Source organism: Citrobacter sp. TBCP-5362, from assembly GCF_005406305.1.
Lineage (GTDB): Bacteria > Pseudomonadota > Gammaproteobacteria > Enterobacterales > Enterobacteriaceae > Citrobacter_B > Citrobacter_B koseri.
This window is the reverse complement of sequence record NZ_CP040234.1, coordinates 3,149,440-3,165,435: the sequence shown is the minus strand read 5'-3', so window position 1 is coordinate 3,165,435 and position 15,996 is coordinate 3,149,440. Positions and strand designations below refer to the sequence as shown.

At 54.9% G+C, this 15,996-nt stretch carries 13 protein-coding genes and 7 tRNA genes; 2 read left to right on the top strand and 18 right to left on the bottom strand.

The window, feature by feature from the left end:
• Positions 1-7 precede the first annotated feature (7 nt).
• Positions 8-2,590: a leucine--tRNA ligase gene (gene leuS / locus FD428_RS15130; RefSeq protein ID WP_024130545.1), complete on the bottom strand. Its 2,583-nt coding sequence runs from the start codon at positions 2,588-2,590 to the stop codon at positions 8-10.
• A 235-nt stretch (positions 2,591-2,825) separates the two neighbouring features.
• Between leuS and FD428_RS15125 the strand changes: the two genes are divergently transcribed.
• Positions 2,826-3,308 carry a zinc ribbon-containing protein gene (locus FD428_RS15125; protein WP_012133343.1) on the top strand — a complete coding sequence of 161 codons (483 nt, stop codon included), beginning with the start codon at positions 2,826-2,828 and terminating at the stop codon, positions 3,306-3,308.
• Between the two features lie 93 nt (positions 3,309-3,401).
• Here the strand turns inward: FD428_RS15125 and rihA are convergent, their stop codons facing one another.
• The 10 genes from rihA to miaB all read right to left on the bottom strand — a co-directional run bounded on the left by rihA (position 3,402) and on the right by miaB (position 13,732).
• Entirely contained in the window at positions 3,402-4,340 is a 939-nt protein-coding gene (gene rihA / locus FD428_RS15120) for a pyrimidine-specific ribonucleoside hydrolase RihA (protein ID WP_049012057.1), read from the bottom strand.
• 116 nt (positions 4,341-4,456) lie between these two features.
• Positions 4,457-5,182, bottom strand: coding sequence for a glutamate/aspartate ABC transporter ATP-binding protein GltL (gene gltL / locus FD428_RS15115; RefSeq protein ID WP_012133341.1), 726 nt, complete (start codon positions 5,180-5,182; stop codon positions 4,457-4,459).
• Positions 5,182-5,856: a glutamate/aspartate ABC transporter permease GltK gene (gltK, locus tag FD428_RS15110; RefSeq protein ID WP_012133340.1), complete on the bottom strand. Its 675-nt coding sequence runs from the start codon at positions 5,854-5,856 to the stop codon at positions 5,182-5,184. Before gltK ends, gltL begins: the two co-directional genes overlap by 1 nt.
• A complete protein-coding gene (gltJ, locus tag FD428_RS15105) occupies positions 5,856-6,596 on the bottom strand; it encodes a glutamate/aspartate ABC transporter permease GltJ (protein ID WP_012133339.1) in 741 nt (246 codons plus the stop codon). Before gltJ ends, gltK begins: the two co-directional genes overlap by 1 nt.
• Positions 6,597-6,758: 162 nt before the next feature.
• Positions 6,759-7,667: an amino acid ABC transporter substrate-binding protein gene (locus tag FD428_RS15100; RefSeq protein ID WP_047458175.1), complete on the bottom strand. Its 909-nt coding sequence runs from the start codon at positions 7,665-7,667 to the stop codon at positions 6,759-6,761.
• 360 nt (positions 7,668-8,027) lie between these two features.
• Positions 8,028-9,566, bottom strand: coding sequence for an apolipoprotein N-acyltransferase (gene lnt, locus FD428_RS15095; RefSeq protein ID WP_110494537.1), 1,539 nt, complete (start codon positions 9,564-9,566; stop codon positions 8,028-8,030).
• Positions 9,567-9,590: 24 nt separating this feature from the next.
• A complete protein-coding gene (gene corC / locus FD428_RS15090; RefSeq protein WP_114847779.1) occupies positions 9,591-10,469 on the bottom strand; it encodes a CNNM family magnesium/cobalt transport protein CorC in 879 nt (292 codons plus the stop codon).
• An 84-nt stretch (positions 10,470-10,553) separates the two neighbouring features.
• Positions 10,554-11,021, bottom strand: a complete 468-nt coding sequence (ybeY, locus tag FD428_RS15085; protein ID WP_012133335.1) for an rRNA maturation RNase YbeY — start codon at positions 11,019-11,021, stop codon at positions 10,554-10,556.
• The gene (locus tag FD428_RS15080; RefSeq protein WP_012133334.1) at positions 11,018-12,064 is read right to left on the bottom strand and encodes a PhoH family protein; all 1,047 of its coding nucleotides are present in this window, start codon (positions 12,062-12,064) and stop codon (positions 11,018-11,020) included. Before FD428_RS15080 ends, ybeY begins: the two co-directional genes overlap by 4 nt.
• A 243-nt stretch (positions 12,065-12,307) precedes the next feature.
• A complete protein-coding gene (gene miaB, locus FD428_RS15075) occupies positions 12,308-13,732 on the bottom strand; it encodes a tRNA (N6-isopentenyl adenosine(37)-C2)-methylthiotransferase MiaB (RefSeq protein ID WP_024130541.1) in 1,425 nt (474 codons plus the stop codon).
• Positions 13,733-13,877: 145 nt separating this feature from the next.
• Between miaB and ubiF the strand changes: the two genes are divergently transcribed.
• A complete protein-coding gene (gene ubiF, locus FD428_RS15070) occupies positions 13,878-15,053 on the top strand; it encodes a 3-demethoxyubiquinol 3-hydroxylase (protein ID WP_114847759.1) in 1,176 nt (391 codons plus the stop codon).
• 101 nt (positions 15,054-15,154) lie between these two features.
• Here ubiF and FD428_RS15065 read toward each other — a convergent pair.
• The 7 genes from FD428_RS15065 to FD428_RS15035 form a co-directional block, all read right to left on the bottom strand.
• Positions 15,155-15,229: transfer RNA gene (locus tag FD428_RS15065), tRNA-Gln, on the bottom strand.
• Between the two features lie 43 nt (positions 15,230-15,272).
• Positions 15,273-15,347 (bottom strand) — tRNA-Gln (locus FD428_RS15060).
• A gap of 6 nt (positions 15,348-15,353) precedes the next feature.
• Positions 15,354-15,430: transfer RNA gene (locus tag FD428_RS15055), tRNA-Met, on the bottom strand.
• 16 nt (positions 15,431-15,446) lie between these two features.
• Positions 15,447-15,521: transfer RNA gene (locus FD428_RS15050), tRNA-Gln, on the bottom strand.
• A gap of 36 nt (positions 15,522-15,557) precedes the next feature.
• Positions 15,558-15,632, bottom strand: a tRNA-Gln gene (locus FD428_RS15045).
• 23 nt (positions 15,633-15,655) lie between these two features.
• Positions 15,656-15,740 (bottom strand) — tRNA-Leu (locus FD428_RS15040).
• Between the two features lie 8 nt (positions 15,741-15,748).
• Positions 15,749-15,825: transfer RNA gene (locus FD428_RS15035), tRNA-Met, on the bottom strand.
• Positions 15,826-15,996: the final 171 nt, after the last annotated feature.

The following is a 15,996-nucleotide window of genomic DNA, read 5'->3' as shown; positions in this document are numbered from 1 at the left end:
CCCGCGCTTAGCCAACGACCAAATTGAGGAGTTTACCCGGAACGTAAATCACTTTACGCACGGTAACGCCATCAAGATATTTTGCGACCAAATGTTCCTGGCCAGCACGTTCACGAACCTGTTCTTCAGTGGCGTTCACCGGTACGGTGATTTTGCCACGGACTTTACCGTTCACCTGAACCACAACCAACGTAGAGTCTTCTACCATTGCTTTGTCGTCAGCGACCGGCCACGGCGCGTTATCGATATCGCCTTCGCCTTTCAGCGCTTCCCACAGCGTGAAGCAGGCATGTGGGGTGAACGGGTTGAGCATACGCACGACAGCCAGCAGCGCTTCCTGCATCAGGGCGCGATCCTGCTCGCCTTCCTGCGGCGCTTTCGCCAGTTTGTTCATCAGCTCCATAATCGCAGCAATCGCGGTGTTGAAGGTCTGACGGCGGCCGATATCATCGGTCACTTTCGCGATGGTTTTGTGGACGTCGCGACGCAGCGCTTTCTGATCTTCGCTCAGCGCATCAACGTTCAGTGCCGCAACCTCGCCTTTCGCGGTGTGCTCATAGACCAGTTTCCAGACGCGCTTCAGGAAGCGGTTTGCCCCTTCCACGCCAGATTCCTGCCATTCCAGCGTCATATCGGCCGGAGAAGCAAACATCATGAACAGACGCACGGTGTCCGCGCCGTAACGCTCAACCATTACCTGCGGGTCGATGCCGTTGTTTTTGGACTTGGACATCTTGCTCATGCCGGTGTACACCAGCTCATGGCCCGCCGCGTCTTTCGCCTTAACGATGCGGCCTTTCTCGTCGCGCTCAACGATGGCATCAACCGGGGAAACCCAGTTACGCTCGCCGTTTTCGCCTACATAGTAGAATGCGTCTGCCAGCACCATACCCTGGCACAGCAGCTGTTTCGCCGGTTCGTCAGAGTTCACCATGCCCGCGTCGCGCATCAGCTTGTGGAAGAAGCGGAAGTAGAGCAGGTGCATGATCGCGTGTTCAATACCGCCGATGTAGATATCGACCGGCAGCCAGTAGTTTGCTGCTTCCGGGTCCAGCATCCCTTCGTTGTACTGCGGGCAGGTGTAGCGTGCGTAGTACCAGGAGGACTCCATAAAGGTGTCAAAGGTGTCGGTTTCACGCAGCGCAGGCTGACCGTTAACGGTGGTTTTCGCCCACTCAGGATCGGCTTTGATCGGGCTGGTGATGCCGTCCATGACGACGTCTTCCGGCAGGATGACCGGCAGTTGATCTTCCGGGGTCGGCAGAACGGTGCCGTCTTCCAGAGTCACCATCGGAATCGGCGCGCCCCAGTAACGCTGACGGGAAACGCCCCAGTCGCGCAGACGGTAGTTGACTTTACGCTCGCCGACGCCTTTCGCCGCCAGTTTATCGGCAATCGCGTTGAAGGCGTCTTCAAAGCCCAGACCGTTAAACTCGCCGGAGTTAAACAGTACGCCTTTCTCGGTCAGCGCCTGCTCGGACAGATCCGGTTCAGAGCCGTCAGCCGCCAGGATAACCGGCTTGATGGTCAGGCCATATTTGGTGGCAAATTCGTAGTCGCGCTGATCGTGGCCCGGAACGGCCATGACCGCCCCGGTACCGTATTCCATCAGCACGAAGTTGGCGGCCCATACCGGGATCGCTTCGCCGGTCAGCGGGTGAATGGCTTTAAAACCGGTGTCGACGCCTTTTTTCTCCATCGTCGCCATATCGGCTTCCGCCACTTTGGTGTTGCGGCATTCGTCGATAAAGGCAGCCAGTTCCGGGTTGTTGGCAGCCGCTTTCTGCGCCAGCGGGTGACCTGCGGCGACCGCCAGGTAAGTGGCGCCCATGAACGTGTCTGGACGCGTGGTGTACACCGTCAGCGTATTGTCGTAGCCGTTCACGTCAAAAGTGATCTCGACGCCTTCAGAACGGCCGATCCAGTTGCGCTGCATGGTTTTAACGGTGTCTGGCCAGTGATCCAGTTTATCCAGATCGTTCAGCAGTTCGTCGGCGTAGGCGGTGATCTTAATGAACCACTGCGGGATCTCTTTACGCTCAACTTTGGTGTCGCAGCGCCAGCAGCAGCCGTCGATAACCTGCTCGTTCGCCAGTACGGTCTGGTCGTTCGGGCACCAGTTCACCGCAGAGGTCTTTTTGTACACCAGGCCTTTTTTATACAGTTCGGTGAAGAATTTTTGCTCCCAGCGGTAGTATTCCGGGGTGCAGGTCGCCAGCTCGCGGCTCCAGTCATAGCCGAAGCCCAGCATTTTGAGCTGGTTTTTCATGTAGGCGATGTTGTCATAGGTCCACGGCGCCGGCGCCGTGTTGTTTTTCACCGCCGCGCCTTCAGCAGGCAGACCGAATGCATCCCAGCCGATGGGCTGTAGAACGTTTTTACCCAGCATGCGCTGGTAGCGGGCAATCACATCACCGATGGTGTAGTTACGCACATGGCCCATGTGTAGTCGACCAGAAGGATAGGGAAGCATCGACAGGCAGTAATACTTCTCTTTGCTCTCGTCTTCGGTTACTTCAAAGGTGCGCTTCTCGTCCCAGTGTTGCTGGACTTTTGATTCTATCTCTTCCGGGCGGTATTGCTCTTGCATGGCAGCCAGTGGTCCTGTTTTCATTACGGCTACAAACGTAGCGTTAGATGTGGTGTTTCAGATCCGCATAGCATAGCCCAAACGCCCGCGCCAAAACAGCCTTTCGCGCATTCTGCATTGAATTCCCGCCATGCTAATCCTTGCATGAATTTACACAGTCTGTGGGCGGTCTTGCAAAGCGCGGCGTAAATAACGTCTATTATTATAGACAGTTAACGACCCAGGAGGCGAAGCGATGAACAAGGTTGCTCAATATTACCGTGAACTGGTGACGTCATTAAGCGAACGCCTGCGTAATGGCGAACGCGATATTGACGCGCTGGTGGAACAGGCGCGTCAGAGCGTAATGAAAGCAGGGGAGTTAACGCGAATCGAGGTGGACGAACTGACGCGCGCCGTCAGACGCGACCTGGAAGAGTTCGCCATGAGCTACGAGGAGAGCCAGGAAGAGGAGAGCGACAGCGTCTTTATGCGGGTGATTAAAGAGAGCCTCTGGCAGGAACTGGCGGACATCACCGACAAAACGCAACTGGAGTGGCGCGAAGTGTTCCAGGATCTCAATCACCACGGGGTCTACCACAGCGGCGAGGTGGTTGGCTTGGGCAACCTTGTGTGCGAGAAGTGTCATTACCATTTAGCGGTGTATACGCCGGATGTACTGCCGCTGTGCCCGAAATGCGGCCACGACCAGTTCCAGCGCAGACCGTTTGAGCCGTAATCGGCAGTGCCGGATGGTGACGCGAAGCGTCTTATCCGGCCTACAAATTGTACGCTGATGTAGGCCGGATAAGCGTTAGCGCCATCCGGCTGGTTATGATGCGTAGAACGCCAGCCTCTCCGCCAGCAAATCCACAAAGCCCTGCCGGTCGATATCGACCATGACCGTCGCATTCGGTTTATTGCCCGTCAGGAAGTAATAATCCACGACCGTCATTCCCTGGGTGTATTTCCCCTGAGTCTCCACGCCGACCCAACGTTCAACGGTGGTGAAAAGCTCGGGTTTTAGCAGCCAGGCGATGGTGCAAGGGTCATGCAACGGCGCGCCGGTAAAGCCCCACTTTTCGTCTTTGTGATATTCGAGGAAGAAATCCAGCAGCTCCGCCACGATCGTGGAAACAGGATTGCCTGTCGCCCGGAAACGCTCGGTATCTTCAGCATGAATCTGCGCTTTGTGCGTTACGTCCAGCCCGGCCATCACCACGGGAATCCCTGACTGGAAGACAATCTCTGCCGCCTCGGGGTCGACGTAAATATTGAATTCTGCCGCTGGCGTCCAGTTACCTAATCCCATCGCGCCGCCCATGATCACAATACGGGCGATTTTACGGTGCAATTCTGGATGGCTGTTCAGCAGCAAGGCGACATTGGTTTGCGGCCCGGTGGCGACGATGGTTACCGGTTCCGGGCTTTCGCGCAGGGTTTTCGCCATCAGCTCAACGGCGGTGCAGGTCTGCGGCGCAAATGACGGCTCCGGTAGCGCCGGGCCGTCCAGTCCGCTTTCGCCGTGTACGTTATCGGCGATGATCAGATCGCGCATCAGCGGTTTTATCGCGCCGCCCGCGACAGGAATATCGGTACGCCCCAGTAGCGTCAGCATACGCAATACGTTACGCAGCGTTTTGTCAGGCGTCTGGTTACCGGCGGAAGAGGTGATCGCTTTCACATCCAGTTCAGGCGATGCGAGGGCGAGAACAATTGCGATGGCGTCGTCATGACCTGGATCGCAATCAAAAAGGACTGGAAGTGCCATTGTTGCTCCTTGTAAGTGGTACTTTGTGACAAGGGTAACGCCGGGATGAGTGCGATTCGAGATATGAAGAGATAAAGCGTGATATGGCGCGCACTCTGTCGTGCGCGCCGGGAGGATTAATGCAGGATCTTCGCCAGGAAGTCTTTGGCGCGATCCGATTTCGGGTTGGCGAAGAACTCCTCTTTCGGCGAGTCTTCGACAATTTTTCCCTCGTCCATAAAGATCACCCGATTGGCCACCTTACGGGCAAAGCCCATTTCGTGGGTGACGACCATCATGGTCATCCCTTCGTTTGCCAGCTCGACCATAACGTCCAGCACTTCGTTGATCATTTCAGGATCGAGTGCGGATGTCGGTTCATCAAACAGCATAGCGATAGGGTCCATGCACAGCGCGCGCGCGATTGCCACACGCTGTTGCTGCCCGCCGGAAAGCTGCGCCGGGAACTTATTGGCATGGGCCGAAAGTCCTACGCGCTCAAGTAACTTCTGCGCTTTTTCACGGGCGGGCGCTTTGCCGCGTTTGAGCACTTTCACCTGCGCCAGCGTCAGGTTTTCAATGATCGACAGATGCGGGAACAGTTCAAAATGCTGGAACACCATTCCGACCCGCGAGCGGAGCTTCGCCAGATCCGTTTTTTTGTCATTCACTTTGGTGCCGTCAACGGTGATTTCACCCTGTTGCACCGGTTCCAGTCCGTTCACCGTTTTGATCAGGGTCGATTTACCGGAACCCGACGGGCCGCAGACCACCACCACTTCACCTTTTTTCACTTCCGTGGAGCAGTCGGTCAGCACCTGAAAGTGACCATACCATTTAGAAACATTTTTCAGGGTAATCATTAAACTGTCCTTTTCTTCAAATAGCTGACCAACAACGACGCGCTCAGGCTGATAACAAAGTAGACGGCACCGGCAAACAGGATCATTTCGACCTGCGTACCATCACGCTCGCCAATGGTGGTGGCGGTGCGGAAGAAATCCGCGAGGCTTAACACGTAAACCAGGGAGGTATCCTGGAACAGTACGATACCCTGGGTAAGCAGCAGCGGCACCATCGCACGGAACGCCTGCGGCAGGATGATGAGCTTCATCGACTGCCAGTGGGTCATCCCCAGCGCCAGCGCAGCGCTGGACTGCCCGCGTGAAATGCTCTGAATACCCGCACGGATAATCTCCGAGTAATACGCCGCTTCAAACATGGAAAACGCGACCATCGCTGAAATCAGGCGAATATCCGTTTTGGGCGAAATACCCAGTACGTCCTGCAACAGCCCCGGCACAATCAGGTAGAACCATAGCAGCACCATCACCAGCGGGATGGAGCGGAAAACGTTGACGTAAGCTTTCGCAAACCAGGCGACAGGGGCGAAACTTGAAAGACGCATTACCGCCAGAATGGTGCCCCAGAGAATCCCGATCACCACGGCGGTGACGGTAATTTTCAGGGTGATCACCAGCCCGGCCAGCAAATACGGCATGGAAGGAACGATCGAACTCCAGTCAAACTCGTACATTATTTGCCTCCCATATTGCCAGGCAGGCGGACTTTACGTTCCACCAGATTCATCACCAGCATAATGACGGCATTAATCAGCACGTAGGCCAGCGTAATCGCGGTGAACGACTCCCAGGCGTGGGCGGAGTAATCCAGCAGCTTGCCCGCCTGCGCCGCCATATCCACCAGACCAATGGTCGATGCGATGGCGGAGTTTTTCACCAGGTTCATCATTTCCGAGGTCATCGGCGGGACAATCACCCGATAGGCGTTCGGTAGCAGAACATAGCGATAAGCCTGAGGCAGCGTCAGCCCCATCGCCAGCGCAGCGTTTTTCTGCCCGCGAGGCAGCGACTGAATCGCGGCGCGTACCTGCTCGCAGACGCGCGCAGCGGTAAACAGCCCCAGACAGATCATTGATGAGAGGAAAAATTGAATGTTCGGGTCCAGTTCCGCCTTGAACCACATGCCGATATTTTCCGGCAACAGCTCAGGCACGACCAGATACCAGGTAAAGAACTGAACAATCAGCGGGACGTTACGAAACAGTTCCACGTAAAGCGTCCCCATTCCTGAGAGGAAGCGGTTAGGTACAGTACGTAAAATGCCGAATAACGAGCCGACGAGGAAAGCAATAATCCAGGCGGTGATGGATAACGCGACGGTGACCTGGAAGCCGCTCCAGAGCCAGCCGAGATACGTGGTGTTGCCGAACGGGGCTTGTTGTAAAAAAATCCCCCAGTTCCAGTCTATTGACATAAATCTACTCCAGAAAAAAAAGGGTAGCAGCGCTACCCTCGAAGATTGTTATCCAGCGTTTTGCGGTTTTCAGGCCTGATGGGGAACGACCATCAGGCTTATAGTCTGTCCGTGCTGAATGACAATCGAGAGGGCAAGGAGATCCCGCCCCATTTATTTTAGTTAGTTAAGTGCTTTGTCATTCGGTTCTTTGAACAGCGCCTTCATCTCGTCGGACAGTTCGAAATTCATGTTCAGGTTTTTCGGCGGGATTGGGTTTTTAAACCACTTATCAAACCATTTTTCCGCTTCGCCTGAGGTCTGCACCTGGGCAATCGTGTCATCTACCAGCGTTTTAAACTCAGGATCGTTTTTACGCAGCATACAGCCGTAGGCTTCCTGAGATTGCGGTTTACCGACGATCTCCCAGTTGTCTGGTTTTTTGGCTTTCGCGCGTTCACCCGCCAGCAGGGCATCATCCATCATAAAGGCGACGGCGCGACCGCTTTCCAGCGTACGGAAGGAGTCGCCGTGATCTTTCGCGCTGATAATGCGCATATTCATTTTTTGTTCTTCATTCAGCTTGTGCAGCAGAATTTCAGAGGTGGTACCGGAGGTGACCACGACCGCTTTCCCTTTCAGGTCTGGGAAGTCTTTAATATCGCCGTCTTTTTTCGCCAGCAGACGCGTACCGACGATGAAAATGGTGTCAGAGAACGCAGCTTGTTTCTGGCGTTCGACGTTGTTGGTGGTGGAGCCACACTCAAAGTCGAAGGTTCCGTTTTGCAACAGTGGAATACGGTTCTGGGAGGTAATTGGGATCAGCTTCACCTGTAGGTCAGGTTTGTTAAGCTTTTTCTTCACGGCTTCAACGATGGCGTTGGAGTAGTCCTGTGAATAACCGACCACTTTTTGCTGGTTGTCGTAGTAAGAGAACGGCACGGAGGACTCGCGGTGGCCAACGACGATAATGCCATTCTTCGCGATTTTATCCAGCGTACTGCCCGCCGCCGGCGCGGCGTCTTCCGCGTGTGCCAGACCGGCAGACATTCCCATGACCAGCATTGCTGTGGCTAGCTTACGTAATTGCATATCCAACTCCTTTATCGTCTGCGCCATCGACGCATTGATACCCATTGTGAGTGTTTGTGTTGTTATCGTCTGCAACTTGAGCGTGCAGTGTTATGCGTGTTTGTTAACATTTAGTTTGGCTGAATGTAAAGATTTTGCTGCTTTATTGTTTATTTTTGCGAAGTGCGCCGCACCGTTTAGAGGCAAAAATCTTTCATTGCACTGTTTGGGTGCTACCGATGATCGATATTGGTGCGACCAGGTTGCACATATAGCCAAAACAAGGTTTACCTTGTTTAACAAAGCAATAGGCGTGCCAGAATGGAGGGATATAGCCAGGCCGGGTAAGACGCATCGCGTCTTACCCGGTAATAAGGGAGATTATTTACGACGCTGACGCAGGCTCATCACCACGGCGCCAAAGCCCATCAGCGCGGTGAGCAACCATAACGGCCAGTTGCCGGTACGGGCATAAGGCGTTAAACCACGGGTTGGCGTAACGTGGGTGGTCAACACGTCGCGGGTAAACTGCGGGATCATCGCCTGAATTTCACCCTGCGGGCCAATGACTGCCGTAATGCCGTTGTTGGTGCTGCGCAACAGCGGGCGCGCCAGCTCCAGAGAACGCATTCTCGCCATCTGGAAGTGCTGCCACGGGCCGATAGATTTTCCGAACCAGGCGTCGTTAGAGATGGTCAGCAGATAGTCAGTGTCCGGGCGGAAATTGTCCCGAACCTGTTCACCCAGAATGATTTCGTAGCAAATCGCCGCCGTCAGTTTAAAGCCATGCGCATGCAGCTGTGGCTGTATGTACGGCCCACGGCTGAATGAGGACATCGGCAGGTCAAAGAACGGCGCTAACGGGCGCAGAATCGACTCCAGCGGCACGAACTCGCCAAACGGCACCAGGTGGTTTTTGTTGTAGCGATTGCTGGAATCGTAGCTGTACGGGCTGTCTTTACCCAGCGTGATAATCGTGTTGTAGGTGTCGTAGCGGTTCTGCTTGTTCAGACGCGCATCGACGATGCCGGTAATCAACGTGCTGTTTTTGGATTTCAGCAGATCGTCCATCATGCCGAGAAAACGCTGCTGATTAATCTCCAGATCGGGAATGGCGGACTCTGGCCAGATAATCAGTTGCGATTTACCCATTTCCGGCTGGGTGGCGTCGAGATAGATTTTCAGCGTATTGATAAGCTGACTCTCATCCCACTTCAGTGATTGGGGAATGTCGCCCTGAACCAGCGAGACCTGCGTTGTTTTTTCCGGCTCCAGCGTATACCACTGGATGTAACGCAGCGGGAAGGGCAGGGCAAATAACACCAGCGCGGCGACCAGAGGACGCCAGTTGCGGGTAACTGCCGCCAGCACCAGCAGGCCGCTGACCATCATCAGCAGGAAGTTGATGGCCTCAACGCCCATCACCGGCGCCAGCCCTTTTAGCGGGCCGTCAATCTGGCTATAGCCGAACTGTAGCCACGGGAAGCCGGTCAGTACCCAGCCACGCAGAAACTCGGTGATTTGCCAGACTACGGGGGCGGCGATCGCCACGCGCAGCCAGGTGGTTTTCGGCCACAGACGCGACAGAATACCGGCGAACAGGCCCGTGTAGAGGGAAAGGTATGCGGCAAGCAGCACCACAAGGAAGACGTTTATCGGGCCGGGCATACCGCCGAACTGCGCGATACTGACGTAGACCCAGTTGATGCCGGAGCCAAAGAGTCCCAGCCCCCAGAAGTAGCCGATAGCAGCCGACTGGAGCGGACGGCGGTGTAAGGTTAACGCCTGTAGGCCCATAAGCGAGATAAGCGCGGCGGGCCAGACGTCATACGGAGAAAAAGCCAGCGTTCCGCAGGCGCCGAATAATAACGCCAGCAGCAGGCGAATGCGCTGGCGTTCAATCAGTGAGGCAAATGCCATTTAGTCTTTAGTCCACTTTTGGTTTTATTCGTCCAGTTTAGGCTGGGGCGAGTCATCCGGTATTCTGACATGAACCTGAATAATACGACGGCTGTCGGCCATAGCGACTTTGAACTGGTAACCATCAATGTCAATGGTCTCACCGCGCGCAGGCAGATGACCGAACGACTGCATCACCAGACCGCCAATGGTATCGACCTCTTCATCGCTGAAGCTGGTGCCGAAGGCTTCGTTGAAGTCTTCAATCGGTGCGAGAGCGCGAATGGTCCAGGTGTGGCGACTGAGCTGACGGAAGTCGATATCATCTTCTTCATCATACTCGTCTTCAATTTCACCCACGATCAGTTCGAGAATGTCTTCAATGGTCACCAGACCCGACACCCCGCCAAACTCGTCGATAACGATCGCCATATGGTAACGCTGGGAGCGGAACTCTTTGAGCATGCGGTCAACGCGCTTACTCTCCGGGACAACAACGGCCTGGCGTAACACTTTTTCCATGCTGAAGGCTTCGGCATCGCTGCGCATAAACGGCAGCAGATCCTTCGCCATCAGAATCCCTTCAATGTGATCTTTGTCTTCGCTGATGACCGGGAAACGCGAGTGTGCTGACTCAATGATGACATCAAGGCACTCATCCAGCGTCTGGTTGCGTTTCAGGGTAATCATCTGGGAGCGGGGGATCATGATGTCGCGAACGCGCTGGTCCGCAATGTCCATCACCCCTTCGAGCATATCGCGCGTATCTTCATCGATAAGGTCGTTCTGCCCGGAATCACGGATCAGCGCCAGCAGTTCGTCACGGTTTTTGGGTTCACCGTGGAAAAGTTGGCTCAGTAACAGGGAAAAAAATCCCTTTTTGCTGTTTAACGTGTCACTACTGTGTGAATTGTCGTCGCTCATGGCGTCGTATGGGTTCTCATGTTGGTTAATAGGTCGCTCGTCATGCATATACTTAACGGCTGACGGCATGTTTGTTCATCGTACTTAGTCTTTCTCGGAAATGTACGGGTCCTCATAGCCCAGAGCAAGCATAATCTCTGTTTCGAGGGCTTCCATCTCTTCCGCTTCATCATCTTCGATATGGTCGTAGCCCAGCAAATGCAGGCTGCCGTGCACGACCATATGCGCCCAGTGGGCCTCCAGCGGCTTATCTTGTTCTTTCGCTTCTTGCTCCACTACCTGGCGGCAGATGATCAGATCGCCCAGCAGCGGCATCTCCATACCTGGCGGCGCTTCAAACGGGAAAGAGAGCACGTTGGTTGGCTTATCTTTCCCGCGGTAGGTCAGGTTAAGATCGTGGCTTTCGGCTTCATCCACCAGGCGAATCGTCACTTCTGATTCTTCCTGAAACTGTGGGATCACCGCATTCAGCCACGTCTGAAACTGGCTCTCTTCCGGCAGGCCGGAATGGTCTTCACATGCCAGTTGTAAATCGAGGATCACCTGACTCATTTTTGTTCCTGCTCCTGCGCTTCACGCTTGCGTTCTGCCGCCAGCGCTGCCTTGCGTTTTTGCTCCGCTTCTTCCCAGGCTTCATAGGCGTTAACGATACGGGCAACCACTGGATGGCGCACCACGTCTTCGCTGTGGAAGAAGTTAAAGCTGATCTCTTCGACTTCCGCCAGCACTTCTATCGCATGGCGCAGGCCAGACTTCGTGTTGCGCGGCAGGTCAATCTGCGTGACGTCACCGGTAATAACCGCTTTCGAATTAAAGCCGATACGCGTCAGGAACATCTTCATCTGTTCGATGGTGGTGTTCTGGCTCTCATCGAGAATAATAAAGGCGTCGTTCAGCGTACGACCGCGCATATAGGCCAGCGGCGCGACTTCAATGACGTTGCGCTCAATCAGCTTTTCTACTTTCTCGAAGCCGAGCATCTCAAACAGCGCGTCGTACAGCGGGCGAAGATACGGGTCGACCTTCTGGCTCAGGTCGCCTGGCAGAAAGCCCAGTTTTTCCCCGGCTTCCACCGCCGGACGGGTCAGCAGAATACGACGAATTTCCTGACGCTCAAGAGCGTCCACGGCGGCGGCAACGGCGAGGTAGGTTTTCCCCGTACCGGCAGGGCCAACGCCGAAAGTAATGTCGTGATCGAGAATATTGGCGATGTACTGCGCCTGATTCGGCGTGCGCGGCTTAATCACGCCACGCTTGGTTTTAATATTTATCGCCTTGCCATAGTCAGGAACGCTCTCCGCGCTTTGTTCCAGCACGCGCGCTTCTTTAATCGCAAGGTGGATTTGTTCCGGCTCGATGTCCTGAATCTGACCGCGCATCGGGGCGGTATCGACGTACAGGCTGCGCAGGATATCTACCGCGGCGGTGACGCAAATCGGGCGACCGGTCAGCTTAAAGTGATTGTCACGACGGTTGATCTCGATGCCGAGACGGCGTTCCAGTTGTTTGATGTTGTCGTCAAACGGGCCGCAAAGGCTCAACAGACGGGCGTTGTCTGCGGGCTCAAGGGTAATTTCGCGAGTGTCTATGTTCAAACTGTTCCTCTTATGCCTGAGTTGCCGGAAAATGAAAATTCACCGGCAGATAAGGAAATTATTCACGCCACAGGATAAAGGCGCAAGCATTGCAATGAAGATGGGGGCGTAGGGGGGAATTACAAGGCCTGTCTGTTATTTGCCGGATGGCGGCACAAGTGCCTTATCCGGCCTACGAACCATATTGTGCCGTAGGCCCGATAAGTGCAGCGCCATCGGGCATTTTTTCGCTTTTCAGCAGGATTAAGGCTGGTAAAAACCGACGCCAATCTCGTTTTCTTTACGGGTACGGGCAATGACTGACTCCGGCGTTTCAGCCACGCGCAGCCCCATCTCATCTTCGGTGCGTACAACCTTGCCGCGCAGAGAGTTGGTGTAGACATCGGTGATTTCCACATCCACAAACTTACCGATCATCTCCGGGGTGCCTTCAAAGTTCACCACGCGGTTATTTTCGGTACGGCCTGACAGTTCCATAATGCTCTTACGCGAGGTGCCTTCCACCAGAATACGCTGGACGGTGCCGAGCATCCGACGGCTCCAGGCCATCGCCTGCTGGTTAATACGCTCCTGTAGAATATACAGACGCTGCTTTTTCTCTTCTTCCGGCACATCGTCAACCATATCGGCCGCCGGTGTTCCCGGACGCGCCGAGAAGATAAAGCTGTAGCTCATGTCGAAATTGACGTCGGCAATCAGCTTCATGGTCTGTTCGAAGTCCTGAGTCGTTTCGCCAGGGAAACCAACGATGAAGTCCGAGCTGATTTGAATATCCGGGCGCGCCGCGCGCAGTTTACGGATGATCGCTTTGTACTCCAGCGCCGTGTGGGTACGCCCCATCAGATTCAGTACGCGATCCGCGCCGCTCTGTACCGGCAGGTGCAGGAAGCTCACCAGTTCCGGCGTATCACGGTAAACTTCGATGATGTCGTCGGTGAACTCGATCGGGTGGCTGGTGGTGAAGCGGATGCGATCGATCCCGTCGATGGCGGCAACCAGACGCAGCAGGTCGGCAAAGGAGCCGGTGGTACCGTCGTAGTTTTCACCGCGCCAGGCGTTAACGTTCTGACCGAGCAGGTTGACTTCACGCACGCCCTGAGCGGCAAGCTGGGCGATCTCAAACAGGATGTCGTCAGACGGACGGCTGACCTCTTCACCACGGGTATACGGCACCACACAGTACGTGCAGTATTTATTACACCCTTCCATGATGGAGACAAACGCGGTCGGGCCTTCCGCACGCGGTTCCGGCAGGCGGTCGAACTTCTCGATTTCCGGGAAGCTGATGTCCACCACCGGGCTGCGGTCGCCACGAACGGAGTTGATCATTTCCGGTAAGCGGTGCAGCGTTTGCGGGCCAAAAATAATATCGACATAGTGCGCACGCTGACGGATGTGGTCGCCTTCCTGGGAGGCCACGCAACCGCCGACGCCGATAATCAGGTCCGGGTTCTTCTCTTTTAAGAGCTTCCAGCGGCCTAATTGATGGAAGACTTTTTCCTGAGCCTTCTCGCGGATTGAGCAGGTATTCAGCAGCAGCACATCCGCTTCTTCCGCGACCTCGGTCAGTTGATACCCGTGGGTAGCATCCAGCAGATCGGCCATCTTCGATGAATCGTACTCGTTCATCTGACAGCCCCAGGTTTTAATATGGAGTTTTTTGGTCATCGACTTGCTCTTGCGAAATAGTGGCTGAATTGCAGGGCGCATAGTGTAATGCTTTGGCGCGGTTGTGACCAGTATGACGCTTATCAGCCCTTAGAGGTAAAAAATCCTGTAAACTTGTCTTATCAACGTAACAGGATGAGTGACCATGACAAATCAACCAACGGAAATTGCCATTGTTGGCGGGGGGATGGTCGGCGGCGCGCTGGCGCTGGGACTGGCGCAGCATGGATTTACCGTCACGGTGATTGAACATGCTGAGCCTGCGCCGTTTGTGGCCGATAGCCAGCCTGATGTGCGTATTTCAGCGATCAGCGCGGCGTCGGTGTCGCTGCTTAAAGGCCTGGGCGTCTGGGATGCGGTGCAGGGGATGCGCAGCCATCCGTACCGTCGTCTGGAAACCTGGGAGTGGGAAAACGCCCATGTGGTGTTTGACGCCGCCGAGCTTAAGTTACCGCTGCTTGGCTATATGGTTGAGAATATCGTGCTGCAACAGGCGCTGTGGCAGGCGCTGGACGTGCACCCGAAAGTGATGCTACGCGTACCTGCTTCACTGATTGCGTTGCATCGCCACAATGATCGACATGAGCTGGAGCTGGCGGATGGCGAGCGTCTTACCGCAAAACTGGTGATCGGCGCTGACGGTGCGAACTCGCAGGTACGACAGCTGGCGGGGATTGGCATTCATGCCTGGCAGTATGCTCAGTCCTGCATGCTGATTACCGTACAGTGTGAGAGCGATCCCGGTGACAGCACCTGGCAGCAATTTACGCCAGACGGCCCACGGGCCTTTTTACCGTTGTTCGACAACTGGGCATCGTTGGTGTGGTATGACTCACCAGCGCGTATTCGCCAGTTGCAGAACCTGAGTATGCCGCAGTTGCAGGTGGAAATTATGCAACATTTTCCGTCGCGTCTGGGGGCGGTCACACCGGTTGCGGCAGGCGCTTTTCCGCTGACGCGCCGCCATGCGTTGCAATACGTACAGCCTGGCCTGGCGCTGGTGGGGGATGCGGCGCATACCATTCATCCATTAGCCGGGCAGGGGGTAAACCTGGGGTATCGTGATGTGGATGCGCTGCTGGATGTGTTGATCAGCGCCCGCAGTCATGGCGAAGTCTGGGCCAGTCACCAGGTGCTGAAACGCTATCAGACGCGCCGCATGGCGGATAACTTCATTATGCAAAGCGGAATGGATCTGTTCTATGCCGGTTTCAGCAATAATCTTCAGCCGCTGCGCATTATGCGTAATATTGGATTGATGGCGGCAGAGCGCGCAGGCGTGTTGAAACGTCAGGCCCTGAAATATGCGTTAGGGTTGTAGGATATTCTGTGCCTGATAGCGTTGCGCTTATCAGGCCTACACCGCCCCCCGGCGCGCCAGACAGAAAAGCAAAAAGCTCGCCGAAGCGAGCTTTTTTAATGTGGCTGGGGTACGAGGATTCGAACCTCGGAATGCCGGAATCAGAATCCGGTGCCTTACCGCTTGGCGATACCCCAATGGTTGGGTCTTTGCGTTCGTCATCCGAACGTCTTTCAAATTTGGCTGGGGTACGAGGATTCGAACCTCGGAATGCCGGAATCAGAATCCGGTGCCTTACCGCTTGGCGATACCCCAAAAATTTGGTGGCTACGACGGGATTCGAACCTGTGACCCCATCATTATGAGTGATGTGCTCTAACCAACTGAGCTACGTAGCCAGATTGTTTTCTTCGATGGCTGGGGTACCTGGATTCGAACCAGGGAATGCCGGTATCAAAAACCGGTGCCTTACCGCTTGGCGATACCCCAATGACCGTCGCGGCAATCCGCAAACTCGAAGAAATATGGCTGGGGTACCTGGATTCGAACCAGGGAATGCCGGTATCAAAAACCGGTGCCTTACCGCTTGGCGATACCCCATCCGTGCAACGCGTACTGGTGAATGGTGCGGGAGGCGAGACTTGAACTCGCACACCTTGCGGCGCCAGAACCTAAATCTGGTGCGTCTACCAATTTCGCCACTCCCGCAAAAAAGATGGTGGCTACGACGGGATTCGAACCTGTGACCCCATCATTATGAGTGATGTGCTCTAACCAACTGAGCTACGTAGCCATCTTTTTTCGCGTTACCTTATCGGCGTTGCGGGGCGCATTATGCGTATTGAGCCTTGAAGCGTCAACCTCTTTTTCATTGAAAATGGCCGGAATGTGACTGTTTGGTTAGGTTGCGAACAGCGTGACGCAATATTCGGCAATTATTGGTTATTAATCGTTTTTTGCGGTG